The sequence below is a fragment of the Microbacterium sp. Cr-K20 genome (genome assembly GCF_000708325.1).
Classification (GTDB): Bacteria; Actinomycetota; Actinomycetes; order Actinomycetales; family Microbacteriaceae; genus Microbacterium.
This window is the reverse complement of record NZ_JARE01000037.1, coordinates 1-23,395: the sequence shown is the minus strand read 5'-3', so window position 1 is coordinate 23,395 and position 23,395 is coordinate 1. Positions and strand designations below refer to the sequence as shown.

The 23,395-nt window shown below is 68.7% G+C and carries 19 protein-coding genes; 12 read left to right on the top strand and 7 right to left on the bottom strand.

The genetic code is table 11. From position 1 onward, the window contains the following. Nucleotides 1-122: 122 nt before the first annotated feature. On the top strand, nucleotides 123-581 hold the full coding sequence (locus GZ67_RS0105735) for a MarR family winged helix-turn-helix transcriptional regulator (RefSeq protein ID WP_029264027.1): 459 nt from the start codon (nucleotides 123-125) through the stop codon (nucleotides 579-581). A gap of 144 nt (nucleotides 582-725) precedes the next feature. Continuing rightward, nucleotides 726-1,052 carry a DUF7882 family protein gene (locus GZ67_RS0105730; protein WP_029264028.1) on the top strand — a complete coding sequence of 109 codons (327 nt, stop codon included), beginning with the start codon at nucleotides 726-728 and terminating at the stop codon, nucleotides 1,050-1,052. 147 nt (nucleotides 1,053-1,199) lie between these two features. Here the strand turns inward: GZ67_RS0105730 and GZ67_RS0105725 are convergent, their stop codons facing one another. Next, nucleotides 1,200-1,952, bottom strand: a complete 753-nt coding sequence (locus GZ67_RS0105725; RefSeq protein ID WP_029264029.1) for an SDR family NAD(P)-dependent oxidoreductase — start codon at nucleotides 1,950-1,952, stop codon at nucleotides 1,200-1,202. 411 nt (nucleotides 1,953-2,363) lie between these two features. On the opposite strand from GZ67_RS0105725, the gene GZ67_RS0105720 reads away from it, so the two are divergent. From GZ67_RS0105720 to GZ67_RS0105680, 9 genes are all read left to right on the top strand, one after another. Further along, nucleotides 2,364-4,730: a glycoside hydrolase family 3 N-terminal domain-containing protein gene (locus GZ67_RS0105720; RefSeq protein WP_029273810.1), complete on the top strand. Its 2,367-nt coding sequence runs from the start codon at nucleotides 2,364-2,366 to the stop codon at nucleotides 4,728-4,730. A 100-nt stretch (nucleotides 4,731-4,830) separates the two neighbouring features. Then, nucleotides 4,831-5,271, top strand: a complete 441-nt coding sequence (locus GZ67_RS0105715; protein WP_029264031.1) for a hypothetical protein — start codon at nucleotides 4,831-4,833, stop codon at nucleotides 5,269-5,271. A 94-nt stretch (nucleotides 5,272-5,365) separates the two neighbouring features. Then, the gene (locus GZ67_RS0105710) at nucleotides 5,366-8,326 is read left to right on the top strand and encodes a glycoside hydrolase family 3 protein (protein WP_029264032.1); all 2,961 of its coding nucleotides are present in this window, start codon (nucleotides 5,366-5,368) and stop codon (nucleotides 8,324-8,326) included. Between the two features lie 71 nt (nucleotides 8,327-8,397). After that, the gene (locus GZ67_RS0105705) at nucleotides 8,398-10,824 is read left to right on the top strand and encodes a glycoside hydrolase family 3 C-terminal domain-containing protein (RefSeq protein ID WP_231481704.1); all 2,427 of its coding nucleotides are present in this window, start codon (nucleotides 8,398-8,400) and stop codon (nucleotides 10,822-10,824) included. Then, complete coding sequence (locus GZ67_RS0105700; RefSeq protein ID WP_029273808.1) at nucleotides 10,824-11,471, top strand: hypothetical protein; 648 nt, start codon at nucleotides 10,824-10,826, stop codon at nucleotides 11,469-11,471. Before GZ67_RS0105705 ends, GZ67_RS0105700 begins: the two co-directional genes overlap by 1 nt. A gap of 26 nt (nucleotides 11,472-11,497) precedes the next feature. Beyond that, nucleotides 11,498-12,523 carry a glycosyltransferase family 2 protein gene (locus GZ67_RS0105695; RefSeq protein WP_029264035.1) on the top strand — a complete coding sequence of 342 codons (1,026 nt, stop codon included), beginning with the start codon at nucleotides 11,498-11,500 and terminating at the stop codon, nucleotides 12,521-12,523. An 18-nt stretch (nucleotides 12,524-12,541) separates the two neighbouring features. Continuing rightward, nucleotides 12,542-13,264 carry a LytR/AlgR family response regulator transcription factor gene (locus GZ67_RS0105690; protein ID WP_029264036.1) on the top strand — a complete coding sequence of 241 codons (723 nt, stop codon included), beginning with the start codon at nucleotides 12,542-12,544 and terminating at the stop codon, nucleotides 13,262-13,264. Next, nucleotides 13,261-14,610, top strand: a complete 1,350-nt coding sequence (locus GZ67_RS0105685) for a GHKL domain-containing protein (RefSeq protein ID WP_051662369.1) — start codon at nucleotides 13,261-13,263, stop codon at nucleotides 14,608-14,610. Before GZ67_RS0105690 ends, GZ67_RS0105685 begins: the two co-directional genes overlap by 4 nt. A 99-nt stretch (nucleotides 14,611-14,709) precedes the next feature. Continuing rightward, nucleotides 14,710-15,366 carry a hypothetical protein gene (locus tag GZ67_RS0105680; protein WP_197021086.1) on the top strand — a complete coding sequence of 219 codons (657 nt, stop codon included), beginning with the start codon at nucleotides 14,710-14,712 and terminating at the stop codon, nucleotides 15,364-15,366. Nucleotides 15,367-15,373: 7 nt separating this feature from the next. Here the strand turns inward: GZ67_RS0105680 and GZ67_RS0105675 are convergent, their stop codons facing one another. Genes GZ67_RS0105675 through GZ67_RS0105665 form a run of 3 tightly spaced genes read right to left on the bottom strand, consistent with a single transcriptional unit; the run spans nucleotide 15,374 to nucleotide 20,333 of the window. Next, nucleotides 15,374-17,821, bottom strand: coding sequence for a glycoside hydrolase family 2 TIM barrel-domain containing protein (locus GZ67_RS0105675; protein WP_029264039.1), 2,448 nt, complete (start codon nucleotides 17,819-17,821; stop codon nucleotides 15,374-15,376). Beyond that, nucleotides 17,818-18,834 (bottom strand): Gfo/Idh/MocA family protein, encoded by a 1,017-nt coding sequence (locus GZ67_RS19655; RefSeq protein WP_051662368.1) that lies wholly within the window; start codon nucleotides 18,832-18,834, stop codon nucleotides 17,818-17,820. The genes GZ67_RS0105675 and GZ67_RS19655 overlap by 4 nt, the downstream gene beginning before the upstream one ends. 8 nt (nucleotides 18,835-18,842) lie before the next feature. Next, nucleotides 18,843-20,333, bottom strand: a complete 1,491-nt coding sequence (locus GZ67_RS0105665) for an MFS transporter (RefSeq protein WP_051662367.1) — start codon at nucleotides 20,331-20,333, stop codon at nucleotides 18,843-18,845. A 126-nt stretch (nucleotides 20,334-20,459) separates the two neighbouring features. Here GZ67_RS0105665 and GZ67_RS0105660 point away from each other — a divergent pair, with 126 nt between their 5' ends. Continuing rightward, nucleotides 20,460-21,479 carry a LacI family DNA-binding transcriptional regulator gene (locus GZ67_RS0105660; RefSeq protein WP_051662366.1) on the top strand — a complete coding sequence of 340 codons (1,020 nt, stop codon included), beginning with the start codon at nucleotides 20,460-20,462 and terminating at the stop codon, nucleotides 21,477-21,479. Nucleotides 21,480-21,532: 53 nt separating this feature from the next. On the opposite strand, the gene GZ67_RS0105655 is transcribed toward GZ67_RS0105660, so the two are convergent. The 3 genes from GZ67_RS0105655 to GZ67_RS0105645 all read right to left on the bottom strand — a co-directional run. Further along, complete coding sequence (locus GZ67_RS0105655; RefSeq protein ID WP_029264043.1) at nucleotides 21,533-21,940, bottom strand: arsenate reductase ArsC; 408 nt, start codon at nucleotides 21,938-21,940, stop codon at nucleotides 21,533-21,535. Further along, nucleotides 21,937-22,956, bottom strand: coding sequence for a metalloregulator ArsR/SmtB family transcription factor (locus tag GZ67_RS0105650; protein ID WP_029264044.1), 1,020 nt, complete (start codon nucleotides 22,954-22,956; stop codon nucleotides 21,937-21,939). The genes GZ67_RS0105655 and GZ67_RS0105650 overlap by 4 nt, the downstream gene beginning before the upstream one ends. Then, a partial coding sequence (locus GZ67_RS0105645; protein WP_029273804.1) for an arsenic transporter occupies nucleotides 22,953-23,395 on the bottom strand: 443 nt, incomplete at its 5' end. The genes GZ67_RS0105650 and GZ67_RS0105645, both read right to left, overlap by 4 nt.

The window sequence follows — 23,395 nt, the reverse complement described above, 5'->3', positions numbered from 1 at the left end:
CTTCTCGTCGTGATTCCATCCTCTCATCGTCGGAAGCCCCTGATGATCGACCGATTTCGCTAGACGAACCGGTAATCAGGCGATCGAGGTAACATGGGCCGCCAGGGGAAGGCGAGGGTGTGATGGGGGCGAAGCTGGAGATCGCGACGCGGGAACTCGCGCGCGAAGTCGAGGCTCTGCGCCGCGTCGACGCCAGGCTCGGACGCCGTCTCGCGGCCGAGCGTCAGCCCAATGAGACCGACCGTGCTGCCATGGGCTTCATCGCGGATGCGCCCCTTGACCGGCCGGTCACGCCCGGCGATCTCGCCCAGCATCTGGGGGTGAGCACCGCAGCGGTCACCGCCTTGATCCGCCGGCTCACCGCACGCGGGCACATCGTCGTCTCCGTGCACCCGGATGACGCACGGTCGAAGATCCTCCGCCCGTCGTTGCGCGACCTGCACTCGCCCGCAGACGAGATCTCCCGGCGGGTCGCCGACATCGAGAGCGAATTCACGCCGGAGCAGCTCTCCGTGATCTCCCGGTTCCTCCGTCGCCTCACGGAGGAGATCTCCGAGCTCGCAGAGTCGTCCCGGAGCTAGCTTCGGCTCCTCGCCCCGCGCCGCCTCCGTCGGTGACGGTCTGTGGCGATCGATGACGGTCGGAGAGGCCCCCGATACGTCGGTTACCATTTAGCTAGTTAAACTAGTAATCTAATTGATGAAGATAGTTCTCGAGGGGGTGCCATGGGTCAGCTCAGCTACGCCGGTGATTCGCAGATCGTGGAGGTGGACGATCGGGTGCTCGCGCACCTGAGGCTCGTCACCGTCACCAAGCTGCGCCGCGGCGAGTCGTTTCCGCTCACGCTGCGCACGGCGGGTGCGGCCACCGAGACGCTGTGGATGCACGCGTCGATCCCGGTGCGCTTCACGCTCGATGAGGACGTCGAGCTCGAGCGGCCGATGCTGGTCAAGATGATGGCCGCGGCGAGCACGGCCGGGGGGCTGGACCTCACAGACATCGACTTCGCGCCGCTGTGGTCCGCGCTCCCGACCATGCACGCGGTCGCCTGACTGCAGACTCGCCTCCCTCGCCGGCGCATCCTGGGCAAAGCGGTGCGGCCCGCGGGCGGGAGGTGCACAGCGACGTTTCGGGGGGTACGTCGCTGTGGATGGCATCCGGTCACCGGGAATCGGGTCCCGGGACCGGATGCCATTCGATCAGAGCGCGGTGTATCCGCCGTCGACCAGGTGGTAGCTGCCGGTGACGAAGCTCGCGGCGTCGCTGGCGAGGAACACGATGAGGTTCGCGACCTCGTCGGCCTGGCCCAGGCGTCCGATCGGGTGCTTCGAGACGAGGAAGTCCTTCGCCTCGTCGCCCATGTTCGCCAGCAGCGGGGTGTCGATGAAGCCGGGGCCGACCGAGTTCACGCGCACGCCCTGCGCCGAGTACTCGAGCGCCGCCGACTTGGTCATGCCGACCACGCCGTGCTTGGCCGTGACGTAGGCGGGGGATCCGGCGAAGCCGACGCTGCCGAGGATCGAGGCGATGTTCACGACCGATCCGCCGCCGTTCGCGAGGATCGACGGGATCTGCGCCTTCATGTTGCGGAACACCGCGTTGAGGTTGATCGCGATGACCTTGTCCCAGGCCTCGTCCTCGTACTCCGCGGTGGGGGCGGATGCGCCGCCGATGCCGGCGTTGTTGACGCCGATGCGCAGCGGGGCGAGGGAGTTCGCGAGTTCGATCGAGGAGGCGATCCAGGCCGCATCCGTGGCATCGCCGACCGAGGCCTCCGCGATGCCGCCGGCGGCGCGGATCTCTTCGACGACCGCGTTCGCGTGCTCGGCGTTCAGGTCGTTGACCACGACCGATGCGCCGTTCTTCGCCAGCAGGAGAGCGGTCGAGCGTCCGATTCCGCTGCCTGCTCCCGTCACGATCGCCGAGCGGTTCGAGACGTCGTACTGAGCCACGAGTGACTCCACTTCCGGGCGGGCACGGGGCCGGGAGATCTTCTCGGACGGTCCGTCCTTCTCTCCAGCCTACGCCTGAATATCGGTGATGGATTCATGTGAATGAATCGGGGAGCGGGGTGCGAGGGCGCGGATCAGGATGCGGATCAGGTCACGGAACCGTCACGAAATCCGCGGATTTCTGGGCCCGGATGACAGAACATGTGACGGAAACGACCGATCGTGCGTTCCGCGCTCGCCCGATGAGCCGCCCGTAGAACGATCGATTCAGCACAACCGTCCCGACTGTGCGATCACCGGCATGCCCGGCGGCTTCTCAGTGCGACGGTCACGGCTATGGCCCCAGAGGCGGGGCCAGCATCCTCGCGCACGGCGCGTGCGGATGTCTGTCGATGACGAAAGGAACGGCCAATGAAGGCCATGCCAAAGAAGGGGATCGCGCTGGTCACGGGCTTCGGCCTCGCGCTGACCCTCGCCGGATGCACGTCCGGATCGGAAGAGCCAGCAGCGTACACGTCGCGCGATGCGACGGACGGCACCACGGACTTCGTGGTCATCGAGAACCCCCACGGCGGCGCCACGCTGTCGTACTCCGCAGACAGCTCGATCGAGATCCTCGAGGTGGAGGAGAACGGCTCGACCTACGCGTTCAAGGACCTGAACGACAATGACAAGCTGGACACGTTCGAGGACTGGCGCGTCACGCCGGCCGAGCGCGCCGCCGCCTACGCCGAGACGCTCACCGCCGAGCAGATCTCGGGCCTCATGCTCTTCAGCTCGCACGAGCGGTCGCCGGGCGACGGTCTGACCGACGCGCAGAAGACCTACCTCTCCGAGGACAACCTGCGCAACGTGCTCAACGCCGGTGGCTCGGATGTCGAGGAGAACGTGACCTGGGTCAACGCGATCCAGGCCCACGTCGAGAGCCTCGCCACCCCCGAGCTGCCCTACATCCCGGCGAACTTCTCGTCCGACCCCCGCTCTGAGGCGCAGTCCAACTCGACCTACACCGAGACCGGATCCGGCGTCTCGCTCTGGCCGTCGGTCCTGGGCCTCGCGTCGACCTTCTCGGCCGAGACCATGGAGGAGTTCGGCCGCGTGGTCTCCTCGGAGTACCGCGCGCTGGGCATCTCGAACGCCCTCAGCCCGCAGATCGACCTCGCCACCGAGCCGCGCTGGCTGCGCGTCTCCGGCACCCTCGGCGAGGACTCGGAGCTCGCGAAGGAGCTGGCCGCGGCCTACGTCACGGGCTTCCAGAGCACCTACGACGAGGACGGCGAGAACATCGGGTGGGGCACCGACTCCGTCCCGACCACCATCAAGCACGCGCCGGGTGACGGTGCGGGCGAGGGCGGCCGCGAGTCGCACACGGCCGTCGGCAAGTACGAGGTCTTCCCCGGCGACAACCTCGAAGAGCACGCCTCCGTGTTCGCCGCGGCATCGGACTCGCTCGGCATGATGACGAACTACTCGATCATGCTCGACGGCGAGGGCAACCCGCTGCTCGGCGACAAGGCCGTCGGCACGGCGTACAACGCCGAGGCGCTGAAGATGATCCGCGACGAGGTCGGCTTCACCGGGGCGATCGTCACCGACTGGGGCGTCATGACCGGCGCGAACGACCCGGAGGCGTTCATCGCCACCGCGTGGGGTGCCGAGGACATGGACCCGGTCGAGCGGTACTTCACGGTGCTCCAGAACGGCGTCGACATGTTCGGCGGCGTCAACGACGCGACCTTCCTCCTCCAGGCCTACGACCTCTGGAACGAGCGGTTCGAGGCCGGCGAGGTCGACCAGGACGCCGACGCCCGCTGGGCGGAGTCCGGTGCCCGCATCCTCACCGCCTACTTCGCGCCCGGACTGTTCGACAGCCCGTTCGTCGACCTCGAGAAGTCCGAGAAGACGGTCGGCAGCAAGGCCAACGTCGAGGCCGGCTTCGACGCCCAGCTCGACTCGGTCGTGATGCTGAAGAACGACGGCACCGTCGCGGAGGACGCCGACTGGTCGGACAAGACCGTGTACATCCCGCACACGTTCGACGTGGGCAGCCCCGGTCTCTTCGGGCCGCCGGAGTACTCCGAAGGCGCGACGCTGAGCATCGAAGCGGCCGAGGGCATCTTCGGCAAGGTCGTCACCGACACGGTCGAGCTCGACGCCGACGGCAAGGTCGTCTCGATGACCGCGCCCGACCTCAGCGATGTGGATGCCGTGTTCGTGGGCCTGCGCTCGCCGAACAACGGCAACAACTTCTCGGCCGCCGGTCACGACGCCGAGTCGGGCGAGTGGTACCCGTTCTCGCTGCAGTGGGCGCCGTACACGGCCGACGGCGACAACGTGCGCAAGACCTCGATCAGCGGCGACGTGCTCGCCGACGGATCGAAGGAGAACCGTTCGTACTTCGGCAACACCTCGCGCATCTCGAACGCCGCCGACATCGACGCGTTCAACCGTGCGGTCGCCGCGGTCGAGGCGAGCGGTGCCGACATCCCCGTCGTCACCGTCGTCAAGGCCAACAACCCCGTCGTCCCGGCGGAGTTCGAGGAGAAGTCGAACGTCGTCCTCGTCGGATTCGGCGTGAGCGACGAGGCGACCCTGACGGTCGCGGCCGGTGCGCACGAGCCCCAGGGCCGTCTGCCGATCGGCTTCCCGCTCGACATGGATGCGGTCGAAGGCCAGCTCGAAGACGTGCCGGAGGACATGGACACCTATGTCGATGCCGAGGGCAACGACTGGAAGTTCGGCTTCGGCTTGAACTACTCGGGCGTGATCAAGAAGTAGGCGGAGATCGCCACAGGCATGGCCGGCGCCTGATCACGCCGGCCATGCCGTCGATGCAGAACCCGACGGGGCGCCCCGTCGGACAGGAAAGGGAGCAGAAATGAACAGCACCAAGCTGCGCGCGGGAGTCCTCGCGGCGGTCATCCTCGCCACCGGCACCTTCGGTCTGGCCGGGTGCGCGGGCGACGCGGGCACCACGACGAACAGCTCGAACAGCTCGAACAGCGAGAGCAGCGAGAGCGGCTCGGAGTCCGAGACCGCCGATGTCGCGACCGACCTCGAGACCGCCCGTCAGGCGATCGTCGACGCGCTCGCCGAGAACCCGGACTGGAAGCAGGTCATGCTCGCCGGTGACGTCAAGCAGCCGACGCAGAAGTACGGCCTCCTGGTGATGCCGTTCGTCAAGAGCGAGGCGGCGAAGCGCGTGACCGGCACGGTCGACATCGCCGACGGCAAGTACGTCATCGAGGCGGAGTCCGCCGAGACCGGTGAGACTTGGCAGATCGACCAGGACGGCAACATCACTCAGGCCTCGGAGTGACGGAGCGGCCGCCGACCCGCACGCCTCCGGGCGTCACCGGCGTCGGCGGCCCTCCCTCCGCAACCCGTAATCGCAGTACCGAAGGAGAACCGAAGTGAACGCCCGAACGGCCAAGGACAAGGCGAGCGCGATGCCGATGTCCAACAAGAAGTACCTGTGGATCTGGGTACCCCTGCTCGCGCTCGTGACCGTCGTGGTCGTGGTCGCCAACGTCGCCATGAACGTGGCGACCGGATGGATCGCCTCGCAGCTCGGTTCGGGCACCTACACGTTCACGAACTCCGAAGAGTCCGAAGACTGGGACACCGAGTACTACGAGGCCGACTACCCCGACCTCGAAGCGGTGGATGCCGCAGCCCTCGGGCTCGTCGAAGAGATCGGTGCCGGCGGCATCGTCCTCGCGAAGAACGACGGCGCAGCCCTCCCGCTCGCCTCCGGCGCGCAGCTCACCATGCTGGGTCGTGCCGCTGCCGACCCCGTCTACGGCGGTTCCGGTTCCGGCTCGGTCGACACCAACTCCGCCGTCACGGCGCGCATGGGTCTCGAGAACGCCGGCTTCGCCGTCAACGACCCCGCCTACGCGGCCATCGAGGCCTACGCGGCCGAGAACCCGCGCGGCTACATCGAGATGGACCGTCCCGACATCTCCACCTACAACATCGGCGAGATGCCGATCGCCGGATACCAGGAGCAGGCCTCGACGTTCGCGCAGTTCGGCGACGCGGCCGTCGTCTTCATCGGGCGCCCCGGCGGCGAGGGCGGCGACCTCACGCAGGACATGACCGACTGGGACGACAACGCCCAGCCCGGCCAGCACCAGCTCGAGCTGAACAAGGACGAGCGCGACCTGCTCGACCTCGCCAAGCAGAGCTTCGAGAAGGTCGTCGTCGTCATCAACGCCTCGACCACGCTCGAGCTCGGCGACCTGCAGAACGACCAGGGCGTCGACGCGATCCTCCTCGCGGGCTCGCCCGGATCGACCGCGTTCAACGCGCTCGGACGCATCCTGAACGGCGAGGTCAACCCCTCCGGTCGCACGGTCGACCTGTGGGCGGCCGACTTCACCGCTGACCCGACCTTCGTCAACTTCGGCAACTTCCTCTACGACAACGTCGCACCGAACTACCCGGTGCCGGTCACCGAGAGCGCGACGTCGAACGCGACCGTCACCGACGATGCGCCGTTCGTCAACTACGCCGAGGGCATCTACGTCGGCTACCGCTACTACGAGACCGCGGCGGTCGAAGGGTTCATCGACTACGACGCCGCCGTCGTCTACCCCTTCGGCCACGGGCTCAGCTACACGGACTTCTCCTGGGCGGTGTCGAACACCGAGCTCGGTGACGTCGACGGCACCATCGCGGTGACGGTCGACGTGACCAACACGGGTGCGGTCGCGGGCCGTGATGTGGTGCAGCTGTACTACTCCGCCCCGTACACGCCCGGCGGCGTCGAGAAGTCGGCCGTCGTGCTCGGCGGCTTCGCCAAGACCGGCGACATCGCGCCCGGCGCGACCGAGTCGGTGACGATCGAGCTCGCCGTCGAGGACATGGCGTCGTACGACTACCTCGACGAGAAGGCCTACGTCCTGGATGCGGGCGACTACGTCCTCAGCGTCCGCGAGGACTCGCACACGGTCGCCGCCGGCACCCAGCCGATCGCGTACACCGTGAGCGAAGACGTCGTCTACACCGGCGACGACCACCGCGCATCCGACCTCGAGGCCGTCACGAACCAGTTCGATGACGTGTCGGCACAGTTCACCACCACCGGTGAGGCGGGCAAGATCCCGGTGATGTCCCGCGCGGACTTCGCCGGCACGTTCCCGACGGCTCCGACCGGCGACATGCTGGTCGCCGACGACGCGGTCGCCGACGGCTTCGCCGTGTGGGACCACGAGGGTGCGGCCGAGGCCTTCGAGGGCGACATGCCCACGACCGGCGCGGGCAGCGACCTCTCGTTGATCGACATGCGCGGCCTCGCCAAGGACGACCCGAAGTGGGACGAGCTGCTCGACTCGCTGAGCGTGAACGACATGACGGCGATGCTCCTCAACGGCGCGTACCAGACCGCCGCGATCGGCTCGATCGGCAAGCCGCAGACGCTGGAGCCGGACGGACCCGCCGGGTTCTCGTCGTTCATCAACTCGGCCATCAACGGCACCGCCTACCCGTCGGAGGTGCTCATCGCACAGACGTGGGATGTCGACCTCGGCACGGCCATGGGGGTCATGCTCGGCAACGAGGCGCTGTTCAAGGACATCAACGGCTGGTACGCACCGGCGGTCAACCTGCACCGCTCGCCGTTCGCGGGCCGCAACTTCGAGTACTACTCGGAGGACCCGCTGCTGTCCGGTCAGATGCTCACCGCCGTCGCGAACGGCGTCGGCACCAAGGGCGTCTACACGACGATCAAGCACTACGCGATGAACGAGCAGGAGACGAACCGCGTCAACAACGGCATCGCGACCTGGGCCACCGAGCAGGCGATCCGTGAGGTCTACCTCAAGCCGTTCGAGATCGGGATCAAGAACATCTCGATGGACGTGAAGTACCTCTCGGATGACGAGGGCACGGTGTCGGAGACCACGATCGGTGCAGCCGGCATCATGAGCTCGTTCAACCGCATCGGCGCCACGTGGGCCGGCGGCTCGGTCGCGCTCATGGACACGGTGCTGCGCGGCGAGTGGGGGTTCGAGGGCTTCGCCATCACGGACTTCAACCTGTACCCGTACATGAACCCCAACGAGGGCATCCATGCCGGGTCCGACCTGATGCTGACCTTCCAGCCGTCGAAGTCGTTCAACGACGACAGCTCCGCCAAGGCGGTCGCCGACATCCGTGACTCGACGCACAACATCCTGTTCACCGTCGCGAACTCCAACGCGATGGACGGACTGGCGCCGGGCGCGACGGTCGCCTACACCCCGCCCGCGTGGGTGGTGTGGCAGATCGTCATCTCGTCGGTGCTCGGATTGCTGATCCTCGCCGGTGTGGTGATGGTGATCCTCCGCGTGCGGCGGCACAACGCGCGCACCACGGTCACCGTTCGCTAGACCGTGATCGCCGGGGCGGGCGTGTGCTCGCCCGCCCCGGCGATGCCCTGATCGACACAGAAAGACCCATCGTGAAAGAAACCACCGCACTCGTCGCGAGCCTGAGCCTTCTCGAGAAGGCCGCGCTGCTCAGCGGGGCGAACACCTGGCAGACGCGTGCCATCGAACGCGCCGGCATCCCCGCCGTCTGGATGGCCGACGGCCCCCACGGCGTGCGCCGGCAGGTCGGTTCGGCCGACCACCTCGGCATCAACGGCTCCGAACCCGCGACCTGCTTCCCCACCGCCGCGACCGTGGCCGGCAGCTGGGACGACGCGCTGGCCGAGGAGATCGGCACTGCTCTGGGCCGCGAGGCCTCGTCCCAGGGCGTCGGCGTGCTGCTCGGCCCCGGGCTCAACATCAAGCGCAGCCCCCTCGGTGGTCGCAGCTTCGAGTACTTCTCCGAGGATCCCGAGCTGTCGGGTCGCCTCGCGGCGGCCTACGTGCGCGGCATCCAGTCCGAGGGTGTGGCGGCCACGCCCAAGCACTTCGCGGTGAACAGCCAGGAGCTGCGCCGCATGGTCAGCGACTCCGTCATCGACGAGCGCGCGCTGCGCGAGATCTACCTGACCGCGTTCGAGATCGTCGTGCGCGAGGCCTCCCCGTGGGGCATCATGTCGTCGTACAACCTGGTCAACGGGGCCTACGCGCACGAGAACGCGCACCTGCTGATCGACATCCTCCGGCAGGAGTGGGGCTTCTCCGGCGCGGTCGTCTCCGACTGGGGCGGCAGCAACGATGCGGTGGCGGCTGCCGCGGCCGGCGGCACGATCGAGATGCCGTCGCCCGGGTTCGACTCGGTGCGGCAGATCGTCGCGGCCGTCGAGTCCGGCGAGCTGTCGGAGGCCGATGTGGATGCCCGCGCAGCCGAGGTCATCGACCTCGTGCGCCGGGTCACCGCGCACCCGCGCGCCTCGGTCGACCTCGACGCCCACCACGCACTCGCCCGCCGGGCCGCGGCCGAGTCGGCCGTCCTGCTGCGCAACGATGACGCATTGCTGCCCCTCGCGGGTGGCACGTCGGTCGGGCTGATCGGCGCCTTCGCGACGGCGCCCCGCTACCAGGGGGCTGGCTCCTCGCTCGTCAACGCGACCCGGGTCCCGACACTCGTCGACGCGGTCGGCGCATCGACGCTGAAGCTGGAGGGCGTCGCCGAGGGCTTCCGCCGCGACGGCATCCGCGACGACGAGCTCCACCGCGAGGCCGTCGCGCTCGCCTGCCGCGCAGAGGTGGTGGTCCTCGCGCTCGGCCTGCCCGAGATCGCCGAGTCCGAGGGGCTCGACCGCTCCACCCTGCAGCTGCCGGCCGAGCAGGTGCGCCTCCTCCGTGAGGTGCGGGCGGCGAACCCGCGCACGGTCGTCGTGCTCAGCGCCGGTGGTGTCGTGGAGACGCCGTGGGCCGAGGATGCGGCCGCTCTGCTGCACGCCTACCTCGGCGGACAGGCGGGCGCCGAGGCCATCGCCGACGTGCTCACCGGCGCCGTGGAACCGGGCGGACGCCTCGCCGAGACGATGCCGCTCCGCCTCGCCGACACCCCGACCGCCGGGGTGTTCCCGAGTGCGGGGCGCACGGCCGAGTACCGCGAGGGGCCATTCGTCGGCTACCGCTACTACGAGACCGCAGAGGTTCCCGTGGCCTTCCCATTCGGCTTCGGCCTGGGGTACACGACCTTCTCGTACTCCGAGCTCGTGGCGGATGCCGAGGGCGTCGAGGTCACGGTCACCAACACCGGCGACCGCGACGGCAGCGACGTCGCCCAGCTCTACGTGGCGCGGCTCGGCGCCTCCGGGGTGACCCGGCCCGTGCGCGAGCTCAAGGGCTACGCGAAGGTGCGCCTCGCGGCCGGGGAGTCGCGGCGCATCCGCATCCCCTTCGGCCCCCGCACCTTCCGGTACTTCGATGCCGTCGCGAACGCGTGGCAGGTCGAGGCGGGCGAGTACGAGGTCGCCGTGGGTTTCCACGTGCGCGATCTGCCCGTGCGGGCGACGATCACGCGCGAAGGCGTGATCGCCTCTGAGTCGGCCACGCTGCCCGCTGCGCTGCCGACCGCGCGTGTCGACGACAACACGTTCGCCGCGATGCTCGGCCGCGCGCTCCCGGATTCCGCCTGGGGCAACGGTCCGCTGGCCGAGAACGATCCGATGGACCGACTCGCGACGGCGAAGAGCCCGCTGGCCCGCGCCGGCTTCCGCCTCCTCGACAGTCGCCGCCGCAAGGCGGAGGCGGCGGGCAAACCCGACCTGAACATCCTGTTCCTGCTGAACGGGCCGTTCCGGGTCATCTCGAAGATGAGCGGGGGGCTGGCGACGCGCCGTCTCACCGCCGCCGTCCTCACGCTGGTGAACGGGCAGACGATCCGGGGGTTGGGGCGCGTGATCGCGGCCTACTTCGGCGGACGCCGCGACGAGAAGGCCACGAAGAAGGCGTTCGACGCCGCAGCCACGAAGAGGAGTATCTGATGTTCACCGCGATCAAGAACTGGTGGACCGGTTTTCAGGACGGCCGCCCCGAGCTGTCGAAGTTCCTGATGTTCCTCGTGCTCTCCAACGGCGTCACCGTCCTGCAGCTCGCGCTCATGCCGATCTTCCGCTGGGGCTTCGCGACCTTCACGGGTCTCACGGATGTGGGCTTCCAGGCTCTGCCCGTCGGCTCCAATGTCGACGGCAGCCAGTACTACATGTTCGACTACGCGGCGGGTGCCCTGCCCGGCGGAGGCGGCGGGCTCGCCTACTTCCTCGCCGTGCAGATCACCCTGCTCATCGCCCAGGTGATCAACTTCTTCCTGCAGCGCAACATCACGTTCAAGTCGAACACCTCGGTGTGGGTGGCGGCCGGCTGGTACACGCTCGCGTACATCGTCATCACCTTCGTCGCGGCCGCCGCGCAGGGGTTCTACAAGGCGCCGATCTACGACTTCTTCATGGTCACGCTCGGCTGGGGCTCCACCGGCTCGGTCGTCGCCGACGTGCTCACGATGATCATCAACTCGGCGATCAGCTTCTGGGTCTTCTACCCGATCTTCCGGGTGATCTTCCGCCAGGTGCCGGTCGAGGACCAGGCCGAGGTCGCGGCCGCCGAGGCGACGGCGGACGGTGCCGTGAAGTGATGGTTCCATCCGCGAGAATAGACCGTGTGCCGCTGCTGTCCGTGATCGTCCCTGCCTACAACGCGGCGGCCTATCTCGGGCGCGCGCTCGACGGGCTGGGGGCGGTGCGCGGCATCGAGGTCATCGTCGTGGACGACGGCTCCACCGACGGCACGCGCGAGGTCGCCGAAGCGTGGGCGGCGCGCAGCCCCGAGAGCATCCGCGTGGTGAGCCAGGAGAACCGTGGCCACGGCGGGGCCATCAACACCGGGCTGGCCTCCGCCCGCGGCGACTACTTCAAGGTGCTCGACGCCGACGACTGGCTCGACATCCGGTCGCTGCGACTGCTCGTCGCTCACCTCGACGTGCTGCGCGAGACGGGCACCGAGGTCGACGCCGTCTTCACGGACTTCGTCCACGAGCGCCTGGGCAAGTCGCCGAAGGCGGCGCGCTTCGACTCGGTCTTCCCCGAGGGCCGCGTGTTCGAGTGGTCCGACACCGAGCGTTTCGGGCGACGCCAAGTGCTGATGATGCACGCCATCGTGTACCGCACGCAGCTGCTGCGCGATGTCGGGCTGTCGCTGCCCGAGCACACCTTCTACGTCGACAACCTCTTCGTGCTGCAGCCGTTCGCCCGGCTCCGGCGCATGAGCTACCTGCCGGTGCCGCTGTACCGCTACTTCATCGGGCGCGAGGGGCAGTCGGTGGCGCCCGAGGTGATGGTGCGCCGCGTCGACCAGCAACTGCGCGTGAACCGGCTCGCGCTCGCCACTCTCCCGTCCCACGCCGACCTCGCCGCTGGCGGGGTGCCGCGTCAGCTGCATCGGGCGATGCTCCATCACCTCGAGGGCGTCTGCGCGGTGACCAGCGCGACCCTCGCCCGCGGTGGCACGGCCGCGCACCTGCAGCAGCGGGATCTGTTCTGGCATGAGGTCAGGGCGGAGAACCCGTGGCTGTATACGCGAATGCGCCGGAGCCTGCTCGGGGCGACCAGCAATCTGCCGGGGCAGGCGGGACGACGGGCGACGAACCTCGCCTACCATGTGGCACGGCGAGTCGTCGGCTTCAGCTGATCGGAGAACGGAGGCGGAATGATCCGCATCGGAATCGTCGAGGACGACGGTGCCGCCATCGAGCGACTGCTCTCGCACCTGGACCGCTTCCAGCGCGACCAGGGCGAGCGGTTCCATATCGCCGCCTTCCACGACGGGGCGGACGTCCTCGCCGACTACCGTCCCGACTGGGACGTGCTGTTCCTCGACGTGCAGATGCCCCGGGTCGACGGCATGGCGGCCGCCCGCCGCATCCGCGAGGTCGACTCCGAGGTCATCATCGTCTTCATCACGAGCTCGCCGCACTATGCGGTGGGCGGGTACGAGGTCGACGCCCTCAGCTATCTCCTGAAGCCGGTGGCCTATGCGTCGTTCGAGCAGGAGATGTCGCGGATCCTCACGCGGCTGCAGCGGCGGTCGCGGCGGGAGCTGCTCTTCACCGCGACCGACGGTGTGCACCACCGCGTCGCCGTGGACGACATCCGCTACATCGAATCGATCCGCCACCGTGTCGAGCTGTACACGCTCGACGGCACGTTCAGCATCGCGACGACGTTGAAGGCGATGGAGGCGCAGCTGGCCGACAAGGGGTTCCTGCGCTGCCACAGCGGCCTGCTCGTGAACCTGCGACACGTGACCGGCATCGACGGCAACGACTGCCGCATCCGCGGGGGCGGCAGCCTCCCCATCAGCCGACCTCGGAAACGGGAGTTCTACGCCGCCCTCGCCGAGTACGTCGGTTCGCGCGGAATCTCGGCGTGAACGGGGTCGAGGGGCCGGTCCTCGCCGAGATTCCGCGGTACCTCACGGCGATCGCGGAATGGGGCGCCTGCCTCGTCTACATCTTCGTGGCCCGACGACGGTTCGGGTGGCTGGCGACGATCGGGCTCTGCGTCCTCGCGCTGGGGATGCTGCTGGCGGTGCAGCTGTGGGCGGGCACGCTGCCGATCGCGTGGTGGATCCCGGGGATGCTGCTCGCCGCGGCGACCATGTTCGGCTTCATGTACCTCGGGCTGGACACCTCGGCGCGCGGCGCGGGCTTCGTGCTCGCGCGCACCTTCGTGCTCGCGGAGCTCGTGGCCTCCGCCTTCTGGCAGCTCGACCGGTTCTACGGCGGTCTCGGCGATCCGCTCGCCCAGCTGTCGGGCGCGGCGCTCGTGTATGCCGCAGGTCTCGGGGCCGTCGGCTATGCGGAGCGCCGCCAGTTCAGTCGGGCGGAGCGCTTCGACGTCGGGGGCACGCAACTGGTCGGGGCGATGGCGATCGCGGTCGCGACGTTCGCGATCTCCAACCTCAGCTTCGTGACGACCGACACGCCTTTCAGCGGCCGCTTCGGCACCGAGATCCTCTACATCCGCACCCTGGTCGACCTCAGTGGCTTCATCGCCCTGCACGTCCAGCTGCGCATCCATCGAGAGTCCGCCGCGCGGCGGGATGCCGAGGCGATGGCGCAGCTGCTGCGCAGCCAGCACGACCAGTACGAGATCACCCGACGGTCGATCGACGAAGTGAACCGCAAGCACCACGACATGAAGCACCACCTCGACGCGATCCGGTCGGAGCAGGACGCCACGACCCGGGCCCGGATGCTCGACGGCCTCGAGGAGTCGATCCGACGCTACGGCGCCGTGGTGCGCACCGGGAACCACGTGCTCGACGCGATCGTGACGGCGAAGCTCGCCCGCGCCGGTGAGCGGGGGATCGAGGTGTCGGTGGTGGCCGACGGTGCACTGCTGTCGTTCATGCGCCCGCTGGAGCTCACCTCACTCGTCGGCAACGCGCTCGACAACGCCATCGAGGGTGCCGCGCGGGTGTCCGCGGAGGATCTGCGGGTGATCCGGTTCGCGGTTTTCGCGCAGGACGACTTCGCGATGGTGCGCATCGAGAACACCTTCGACGGGGTGGTCCTGCGCGACGGGGATCGCATCGTGACCCGCCAGCGCGGCAAGGGCCACGGCTACGGGCTGCGCAACATCGAGACCGCCGCGGCGGCATACGGCGGTGCGGTCGCCATCACGGCCGACGACCGGTGGTTCTCGCTGCGGGTCCTGTTCCCCGCGCATGGCGGCACCGACGGCGCGGATGACGGCGAGGGCGACGCCGTCTGACAGGGCGCCCTGCCCGCACCGCTACCGTTCATGCGCCGGAACCGACCGATCGTGTCCGCGGCGACCGGCGCGCGGCATCCGATTGGTGTACTGAATGGCGTGAGTGACGCCGTCAGAACCCGCAACCCGCTGTCCGCCGCCTGGGCGGCCTTCGCCGAGGCGAAGCCGACGCTCGCCGAACTCATCGTGTTCAGTGCGCTCAACGTGGCACTCACGGTGCTGCAACTCGTGATCATGCCGGTGTTCAAGCTGATGTTCAGCGGCACCTCGCTCGTCGACGTCGACTTCCAGGCCGTGCCGGTGGGCGGCGGCTTCGTCTTCGACTACACGGCCGGCGCGCTGCCGGAGGGTGGGGGCGGGCTCGCGTACTTCCTCGCCGTGCAGATCACGCTGCTGATCGCGACCGTGATCAACTTCTTCCTGCAGCGCAACGTCACCTTCAAGTCCAACACCAACGTGTGGCGGGCGGCCGCCTGGTACACCGTGGCCTACGTCGTGCTCACCTTCGGTGCTGCGGCCCTGCAGACGCTCTACAAGACGCCGATCTACGAGCTGCTGATGGTCACCTGGGGGATGGGCGCGGCCGGCGAGACGGTCGCCGACGTCGTCACGATGCTCATCAACGCGCTCATCTCGTGCGCCGTATTCTTCCCGATCTTCAAGATCATCTTCCGCCGCGAGGCCGAGGTCGTCGTGGTGGAGGCGGGGCCGCGCGCGTACGCCCGCGACCCCGAGACCGCTACCGCCGAGATCTGACCCGGTCTCACGAAACGGTGGCTGCGGCTCCGAGGGGATCCGCTTCGAGCACCACGGTCGCCGGGGCGATTCCGTCGCCGGCAGAGACCGTGACCGTCACCGCGCCGGGGCCCGTGCGGCGGACGACGGCCAGGGCCAGCCCGTCGAACGTCTGATGCGCAGGCCCGTCGTAGGTGTCCGTCGGAGCGGGGTCCCCGCTGCCCACGGCCGCGAGCACGCCGTCGCCGTCCACGCGCACGTCGATGAGTCGGTCCGCTCCGGTGTCGACCCGACCGTCGGCGTCGGTGACCGCGATCTCGATGAAGGCCAGCTCTCCTGACGGGCCGTTCTCCACTCTCGTGACGAGCTGGGTGGCGTCGCCGGCGCTGGACAGGGAGAAGGATTCGGTGCGTGCGCCCTGTCGAATCGCCGTGGCGGTCAGCTCGCCCGGGCGGTAGGCGACGGTGAACTCGGCCCTGTAGCTGTTCTCGGCGCCCGCGGCGGCCGTGCCGATCACCTCTCCATCGAGGGCGAGCTCGACTTCCTCCGCGTCGCTGTAGACCTCGACCGCGAGCGGTGCGCCCTCGTGGCCTGCCCAGGTCCAGCTGCCGATGCTGTCGCTCCAGGTCCAGGGTCCCGCATAGAAGGTCTTGTCCTCGTTGCCGGGGCGCGACACGGCGATGTAGGGCGTCGTGCGGAGCCCGAAGACGATCTCCCGATAGAACGAGGCGGGGCGCCGGGATCCGATCAGATCCAGGTCGCCGCACCAGGCGGCGATCCAGGGATACGGGCCGCTGAGACTGGGTGTCTCTCCTTCGGCGAGGTGATGGGCGCGTCCGATTCCCGCCTCTCCCAGGTAGTCGAAGCCGGTCCAGGTGAAGTCGCCGATGACGTGCGCGTTCTCGGTGACGAGGGCCCAGTTGTGGTCGATGCGCGTGGGGAACGTCTCGGTGCCGACGATCACGCGGTTCGGGAACAGCTCCTTGTCCATCTCGTAGCGGCCGTCGAGGTAGTTCATGCCGGCGATGTCGAGCACGCCGAAGGACTCGGCGGTCTTCTCCGTGACCATCGGGGAGGTGCCGATCTGGTTCATGAACTCTCCCGGCCCGGCCATGAGGGTGTTGATCCCCGCGGCGTCGCCGTCGCCCTGTCCGCGCTGCGCGGCGAGTCTCTTGATGTCGTCCATGACGGCGAGCATCCCGTTGACCGCGTTGGTGACGTACCGCGTCGGGTCGAGTTCGCGCACCTTCTCGGCGAGTGCGCGGCCCGTGAGGCCTCCGGCCGGCGAGCCGGTCTCGGGGATCTCGTTGCCGATGGAGTACATGATCACGGACGGGTGATTGAAGTCCTTCGTCACCATCGATTCGACGTCGCGCTCCCACCACTCGGTGAAGTGGAGCGAGTAGTCGTGGGGCATCTTGTTCGAGGTCCACATGTCGAAGGTCTCGTCCATGACGTAGACGCCCAACCGGTCGCACGCCTCGATCATGGCGACGCTCATCGGGTTGTGCGAGGAGCGGATCGCATTGAAGCCGGCCTCCTTGAGCAGTCGCACCCGGCGTTCCTCGGCATCGGCGAACGTCGCCGCCCCGAGGATCCCGTTGTCGTGGTGGACGCAGGCGCCTCGGAGCTTCACGACCTCTCCGTTGACGCGCAGTCCGTGCACGGGGTCGACCTGGAGCTTTCGGATGCCGAAGGCCGCCGAGGCGTCGTCGATGGCCGCGCCGTCGACGACCAGTTCCACGGCGGCGGAGTAGAGGGCGGGGTTCTCGGCGCTCCACAGCTGCGGGGTGCGGACGTAGAGGCGCTGCCGGCTGCGGGACCGTCCGTTCGCCTCCATGGTCACCGGGACGGTTCCCCGTGCGACGGTGGTCCCTGCCGGATCGGCGAGGGTGACGGCGACGTCGACCGTCTCGCGACGGTTGCTCGTGCTCGCCACGACCACGTCGACTTCCACGACGGCGCCATCCGGTTCGATGTCGGATGCGCTGACCCGGACTCCGTCGACCGGGATGTGGACGGCCGATCCGACGTGGAGCCAGACGTCGCGGTAGATGCCCGCGCCGGTGTACCACCGGGAGTCTCCGCCGTGCCGTGATTCGACCTCGATGAGATTCTCTTCGCCGGGACGCAGGAACCGGTCGGCGTCGATGGTGAACCCGGAGTAGCCGTACGGACGCTGCCCCGCGAAAGCGCCGTTGATGTGCACGGTCGCGTCGCGGTAGACGCCCTCGAACTCGAGGACGATCCGCTGGCCGGCGAGGTCGGCCGCGGGGGTGAACGTCGTGCGGTACTGGTACGCGCCGGCGGGGAAGTAGGCGACGGCGCCGTCTCCGTCGGGATCACGCTGTTCGTGGATCAGCGCATCGTGCGGGAGAGTGACGTCGGTGTACGGCGTGCTGACTCCGCCGAGTTCGGCGAACGGGTTCTGCTTCGGTCGGAACTGCCAGCCATCGTTGAATGCCGTGCGCTTCATCGGGTCTCCTTCGGTCGTGCGGTGGGGCTGCTCAGGGAATCGCGGACGGCATCGAGCACCTCGAGGGTGGCGATGCTGTCCGCGAGGGGGTGGGTGGGGTGCTCGGTCCGGTGCTCGGCGATCGCGAGGGTGACCGCCTCGAGCATCGGGACGTACCCGTTGCCTCGGCGTTCGTGCTGCGTGCGGTGCGGCTCGCTCAGGGCGCGGGTGATCGGACCCGCGTGGGTCGTGAACTCATCCGCGGCCCAGAACGGTGCGGGGGCCGTCATCCACCCGTCGGTGCCGCTGACGGATGCCGTCGGCTCGATGTGCTCGACCATCGACGCGCTCAGCTGCGCGAATCGTCCGTCGTCGTACTCGAAGGTGGTGTGGGTGGTGAGGTCGACACCGTCGTCCCGGAGGCGACCGGTCGCGTGGATCCGCGAGGGCCGTCCGAGCACATCGAGGGCGAGGGTGATCGGATAGATCCCCTGGTCGAGCAGCGTGCTGCTGGCGCGCTCAGCGGTCCAACGGGGGGAGTCGGCCGGAGCGAACGGCAGCCCGAACGAGGCACGCACGCTCCGGACCTCGCCGATCGCCCCGGCCCGCGCCGCCGCGACCAGGTCGCGGTACGCGGGGTTGAACCGCATCCACATCGCCTCCATCGCGAAGCATCCGCTCGCCGCTGCGGCGCTCGCGATCTGCCGGCCCTGGTCGGCGTTCACGGCCATCGGCTTCTCGATGAGGACGTGCTTGCCGGACTCGAGAGCGGCGATCGCGATCGCCGCATGGGTGGCATGCGGGGTGGCGATGTAGACCGCATCGACCGTCGGGTCGTCGAGCAGGGCGGACACGCTCCCGTGGGCGACGGCGAACCCCTGGTCCGCCGCGAACCTGCGGGCCCGTTCCGGATCCCGGGAGCACACCGCATGGCGGCGTGCTCCCGGGGTGAGGCGGAGGTCGTCCGACATGGACCGGGAGATGAAGCCGGTGCCGATGACCGCCCAGTTCACCTCGGCGCCGTGCGTGCTCATGCCAGCGCTCAGGAGTTCGAGGCGGAATCCACCGCGGCCCGTCGGGCGGCGAGGTCGCGCTGGATCTGGGAGAGGTGCCTGTCGATGTTCAGGAACCAGATGATGATGCCCATGAGCACGGCGACGATGAGCGGAAGCCACAGGTAGAGGAAGATCTCCATGCTGACCGCGCTCGCCGGCTGCGAGGCCGCCTGGCCGTCGTAGTCGCCCGCGGCCAGCAGCCAGCCGACGAGGGCAACGCCGAGGCCGGCACCGAAGTTCTGGCCCGCGGTCGCGGCGGCATACGTCATGCCGTCGAGTCGGTAGCCGCTCTTCCACTCGCCGTAGTCGACCACGTCGGCGACGAGCGCGAAGAGTCCGGCCGCGGCGGGGATGCCGCCGATGGAGCGGACGAGTCCGCCGGCGATCACGAGGGTGATGTTGCTCGGGTCGATGAGCGAGATGAGGATGCCGATGACCGTGACGATGACGCCGACCAGGATGAGCTTGCGCTTGCCGAAGCGGGCGATGAGCGCGGGCATGAACCAGAGACCGATGATCAGGGGGAGGAGCTGAACGAGGCCGAGGAAGCTGTAGATGTTCGGGTCTCCGAGCACGTCCTTGGCGAAGTAGATGCCCACGCCGGCCGTGCCCGTGAGCAGGTAGTTGAGCAGGAAGAACCCGAACGCGAGGAAGAAGTACGGGTTGCCGACGAGGATGCGGAGGGACTTGCCGAGCGGGAGCTTGACCCCGTCGTCCTGCTTGATCGTCGACTTCACGCGCTCCTTCGTGCCGAAGAACACGATGAGGAACGTGACGGCGGCGATGATGCCGTAGACCACCGAGATCATCGTCCAGCCGGCCTGGCCTCCGCCGTTCGCGGTGACGACCGGGATCGTGACGAAGTTCACGACCAGCGTGGTCACCAGGGCGAAGAACGTGCGGATGACGGTGAGGGAGACGCGCATCTTCGAGTTGCTCGTGATCACCGAGAGCAGCGTGTGGTACGCCAGGTTCGACCCGACGAAGCCGACGCCGAGGCAGAGGAAGTACATGGCGAAGGCGTAGAACTCCTTGACCCCGGCGCCGAGCCCGGCGGGCACGTTGAAGAGCAGGATGAACGAGATGACCACGACCGGGGTCGAGAACAGGATCCAGGGGCGCGCCTTCCCCCAGCGGGTGGAGGTGCGGTCGATGAACGTGCCGAGGATGAGGTCCATGGTCCCGTCGAGCACGCGGCCGAAGAGAAGCAGGGTGCCCGCGATCGCTGCGCCGATGCCGACGGTGTCTGTGAAGTAGAAGAGCAGGAACGCGGAGATCGGCGCGAAGATCAGGTTGCCGCCGATATCGCCGACACCGTACGCGAGCCGTTCGCGAACCTTCAGTTTCTGACCGCTCGGGTCGCCGATCGTCTCGCCGACCGCGACGGCGGCCAGTGACGCCGTCACCGATTCCTCTGCGCTCACGGCTACGGCGGCGCGTTGCTGTTCCGCCGAGGTCCGGGTCGAATCCTTCGCCATGGCTGACTCCTTCGTCATGAATGGGACCGGTCACAGTGACCGCTGGTGTCACGTGGCAGTGACACGCGACACCACGGTAGATGGCGGAAGTGTCACGTGTCAATAGCGATGTGCGAGACTGGGGCCATGACGGTGGATGTGCAGCCGGCTCGACGAGCCACGAGCAAAGACGTGGCCGCGAGCGCGGGAGTGTCCCGGTCGACCGTGAGTCAGATCCTCAACGGCGACGAGCGGTTTCCCGAAGAGACCCGCGCGCGCGTGCGGGCTGCTGCCGACGCTCTGAACTATCGCCCGTCGCGGGCAGGGCGAGCGCTGGTCACCGGTCTCAGCGACATCGTCGTGGTCGTCGTCCCCCACGCGACCTTCGGCCCTCACCTGCAGGACTCGGTCGATCGGATCACGGGAGCCAGCGCGACCGCCGGCATGAGTGTCGTCGTACGGTTCGCGAGGATGCAGGACGAGACGACTCTCACCTCCGTGCTCGATCTGCGGCCGGCTGCCGTCGTCGACTTCGGAGTCTTCACCGCGCCGCAGCGCGAGCGGATCCAGGCATCCGGCACGTTCGTCGTTCCCCGGCGGGCGTACGTCGCCGACGGCGCCGACCCCGACCCGATCGACATCGAGATCGGGCGGATCCAGGTCCGCGAATTGTTGCGGAACGGCCCCCGGCGGCTCGTCTACGCGGCGCTCGAGGACAAGCGCCTTGATCCGTTCGGGCCACCGCGCCTCGAGGGGATCCGGCGAGAGGCGCGCGACCGCGGCCTCGACGCGCCGCTCACCCCGCGCATCCCGCTCGACGTCGAGGGCGCCACGAGGGCGCTGAAGGGGGCACGCGACGAGGCGGCTCCTGCTCCTCTCGGCATCTGCGCCTACAACGACGACGTCGCGATCGCGGTGGTCGCCGCCAGTCGCGCGCTCGGCCTGCAGATCCCCGAGGATGTCGCCGTCATCGGCGTCGACAAGACGGCCGTCGGCCAACTCGTCAGCCCGCGGCTCAGCACGGTGGCCATCGACCAGCCTCTCCTGATGGACGCGTTCGTGCAGGACCTGGCCTCCTTGGCAGCGCGCCGCGCGGACGCGGATCCGGAGCGATACGAGTTCGACCTCGACCGTGTGCTCGAGCTGGTGCGCGGGGAGACGACGTAGCGCGTCCCGGCATTCGGGTCGGTGTCGCGACGCAGCGGATCTTCCGCCGACCCTCAGACCAGTTCGCTCACCAGCTGCTCGATGCGCGCGCGGATCTCGTCGCGGATCGGCCGGACCGCGTCGATGCCCTGGCCGGCCGGGTCGTCGAGCTTCCAGTCCTCGTAGCGCTTGCCGGGGAAGAACGGGCACGCGTCGCCGCAGCCCATGGTGATGACGACGTCGGAGGCCTGTACGGCCTCGGTGGTCAGCACCTTGGGCTGTTCGGCGGTGATGTCGATGCCGAGCTCGCCCATCGCCGCGACGGCGGTCGGGTTGATCTGATCGGCGGGCATCGAGCCGGCGGAGCGGACTTCGATGCGGTCGCCGGCGATGTCGCGGAGGAAACCTGCGGCCATCTGCGAGCGTCCGGCGTTGTGCACGCAGACGAAGAGGACGGAGGGCTTGGTGTTCGTGTCGGTCATGACTGCTCCTTCGGAGAGGTGTGGTCGGGGAGAAGGTCGTCGACGAGCGCGCGTACGCGCCCGGCGATGTCGTCGCGGATGGCCTCGACGCCTTCGCGTGAGGCGAGGGCGGGGTCGCCGACCGCCCAGTCGTCGTAGCGGACGCCGGGGATGACGGGACAGACGTCGCCGCAGCCCATCGTGATGACGACGTCGGCGGCGCGGACGGCGTCGTCGGTGAGCGGCTTCGGGAAGCGCTCGGCGGCCGCGTCGCCCTCGATCTCGGCGAGCAGCGAGCGGACGTGCGGGTGGATGACGTCGCCGGGTGCGGACCCCGCCGAGCGTGCGACGACCCTGCCTGCGGCGAGCTTGTTGACGAGCGCGGCGGCGAGCTGCGAACGCCCGGCGTTGGCGACGCAGACGAACAGCACCTGCGGCACGGACGCATCGCGGTCGCGGGTCAGGTCGGCGAGGCGCTGGCGGGCGAAGCGCTCGGTGAGCGGCACGAGCGATGACGTCACCCGGGCACTCCGCGCGAGTGCGGTGTACGACTCGCGGACGGTCGTGAGCACGACGTCGGGATCCAACTCGGGAACCTCTGCCGCGAGTTCCTCGGCGAGACGGGTCACCCGGGCGTCGAAGTCGGGCCGGCGCTGATCGTCGTCGGCGGAGGCGCTCCATGGTGCGACCGAGGCGGGTGCGAATGAGTCGAGCAGCGCGGTGACGGCGCTGCGCCGCGTCGGGTTGATCCGATACCAGACCCAGGTTCCCCGGCGCTCCGAGGTGAGGACGTCGACGTCTTTCAGCACCTTGAGATGGTGGGAGACCGTGGGCTGGGAGACGTCGGCGAGCTCGGCCAGGTCGCAGACGCACGACTCGCCGCGCGGGTCGGAGGCGATGGCGGACAGCATCCGCAGTCGCAGCGGATCCGACAGCGCCTTCAGTGTTGCTGCCACCGTCGAGGCTGCCTCCAACCCGATGGCGTGGGTGGCGACGGGGCTGCAGGTGTCAGTTGCGGTCGTCAGCGTGACGTTCATGACGGCATCCTCTCGGCGGTGAATGGATCGGTGTGGAACCAGCGGCGGGCTGCCCAGAGCGAGACGTAGACGAGTCCGACGAGAACGGGCACCTCGATCAGCGGACCGACGACCCCCGCGAGAGCCTGGCCGGATGTCGCGCCGAACGTGCCGATGGCGACGGCGATGGCGAGTTCGAAGTTGTTGCCGGCGGCGGTGAAGGCCAACGTCGTCGAGCGGGCGTAACCGAGCCCCAGCGCCTTGCCGGTGAAGAGTCCGATGAACCACATGATCGCGAAGTACGCCAGCAGTGGCAGTGCGATCCGCGCGACGTCCCACGGGCGGCTCGTGACCTGTTCGCCCTGCAGCGCGAACAGCAGCACGATGGTGAAGAGGAGGCCGTAGAGGGCCCAGGGGCCGACCTTCGGGAGGAAGCGGTCTTCGTACCAGTCGCGTCCCT

Excerpts from the sequence above, each read along its gene's own strand:
- GZ67_RS0105735 (WP_029264027.1), top strand. The coding sequence starts at position 123 with ATGGGGGCGAAGCTGGAGATCGCGACGCGGGAACTCGCGCGCGAAGTC.
- GZ67_RS0105730 (WP_029264028.1), top strand. The coding sequence starts at position 726 with ATGGGTCAGCTCAGCTACGCCGGTGATTCGCAGATCGTGGAGGTGGAC.
- GZ67_RS0105720 (WP_029273810.1), top strand. The coding sequence starts at position 2,364 with ATGAAGGCCATGCCAAAGAAGGGGATCGCGCTGGTCACGGGCTTCGGC.
- GZ67_RS0105715 (WP_029264031.1), top strand. The coding sequence starts at position 4,831 with ATGAACAGCACCAAGCTGCGCGCGGGAGTCCTCGCGGCGGTCATCCTC.
- GZ67_RS0105700 (WP_029273808.1), top strand. The coding sequence starts at position 10,824 with ATGTTCACCGCGATCAAGAACTGGTGGACCGGTTTTCAGGACGGCCGC.
- GZ67_RS0105690 (WP_029264036.1), top strand. The coding sequence starts at position 12,542 with ATGATCCGCATCGGAATCGTCGAGGACGACGGTGCCGCCATCGAGCGA.
- GZ67_RS0105675 (WP_029264039.1), bottom strand. The coding sequence starts at position 17,821 with ATGAAGCGCACGGCATTCAACGATGGCTGGCAGTTCCGACCGAAGCAG.
- GZ67_RS19655 (WP_051662368.1), bottom strand. The coding sequence starts at position 18,834 with ATGAGCACGCACGGCGCCGAGGTGAACTGGGCGGTCATCGGCACCGGC.
- GZ67_RS0105665 (WP_051662367.1), bottom strand. The coding sequence starts at position 20,333 with ATGGCGAAGGATTCGACCCGGACCTCGGCGGAACAGCAACGCGCCGCC.
- GZ67_RS0105660 (WP_051662366.1), top strand. The coding sequence starts at position 20,460 with ATGACGGTGGATGTGCAGCCGGCTCGACGAGCCACGAGCAAAGACGTG.
- GZ67_RS0105655 (WP_029264043.1), bottom strand. The coding sequence starts at position 21,940 with ATGACCGACACGAACACCAAGCCCTCCGTCCTCTTCGTCTGCGTGCAC.
- GZ67_RS0105650 (WP_029264044.1), bottom strand. The coding sequence starts at position 22,956 with ATGAACGTCACGCTGACGACCGCAACTGACACCTGCAGCCCCGTCGCC.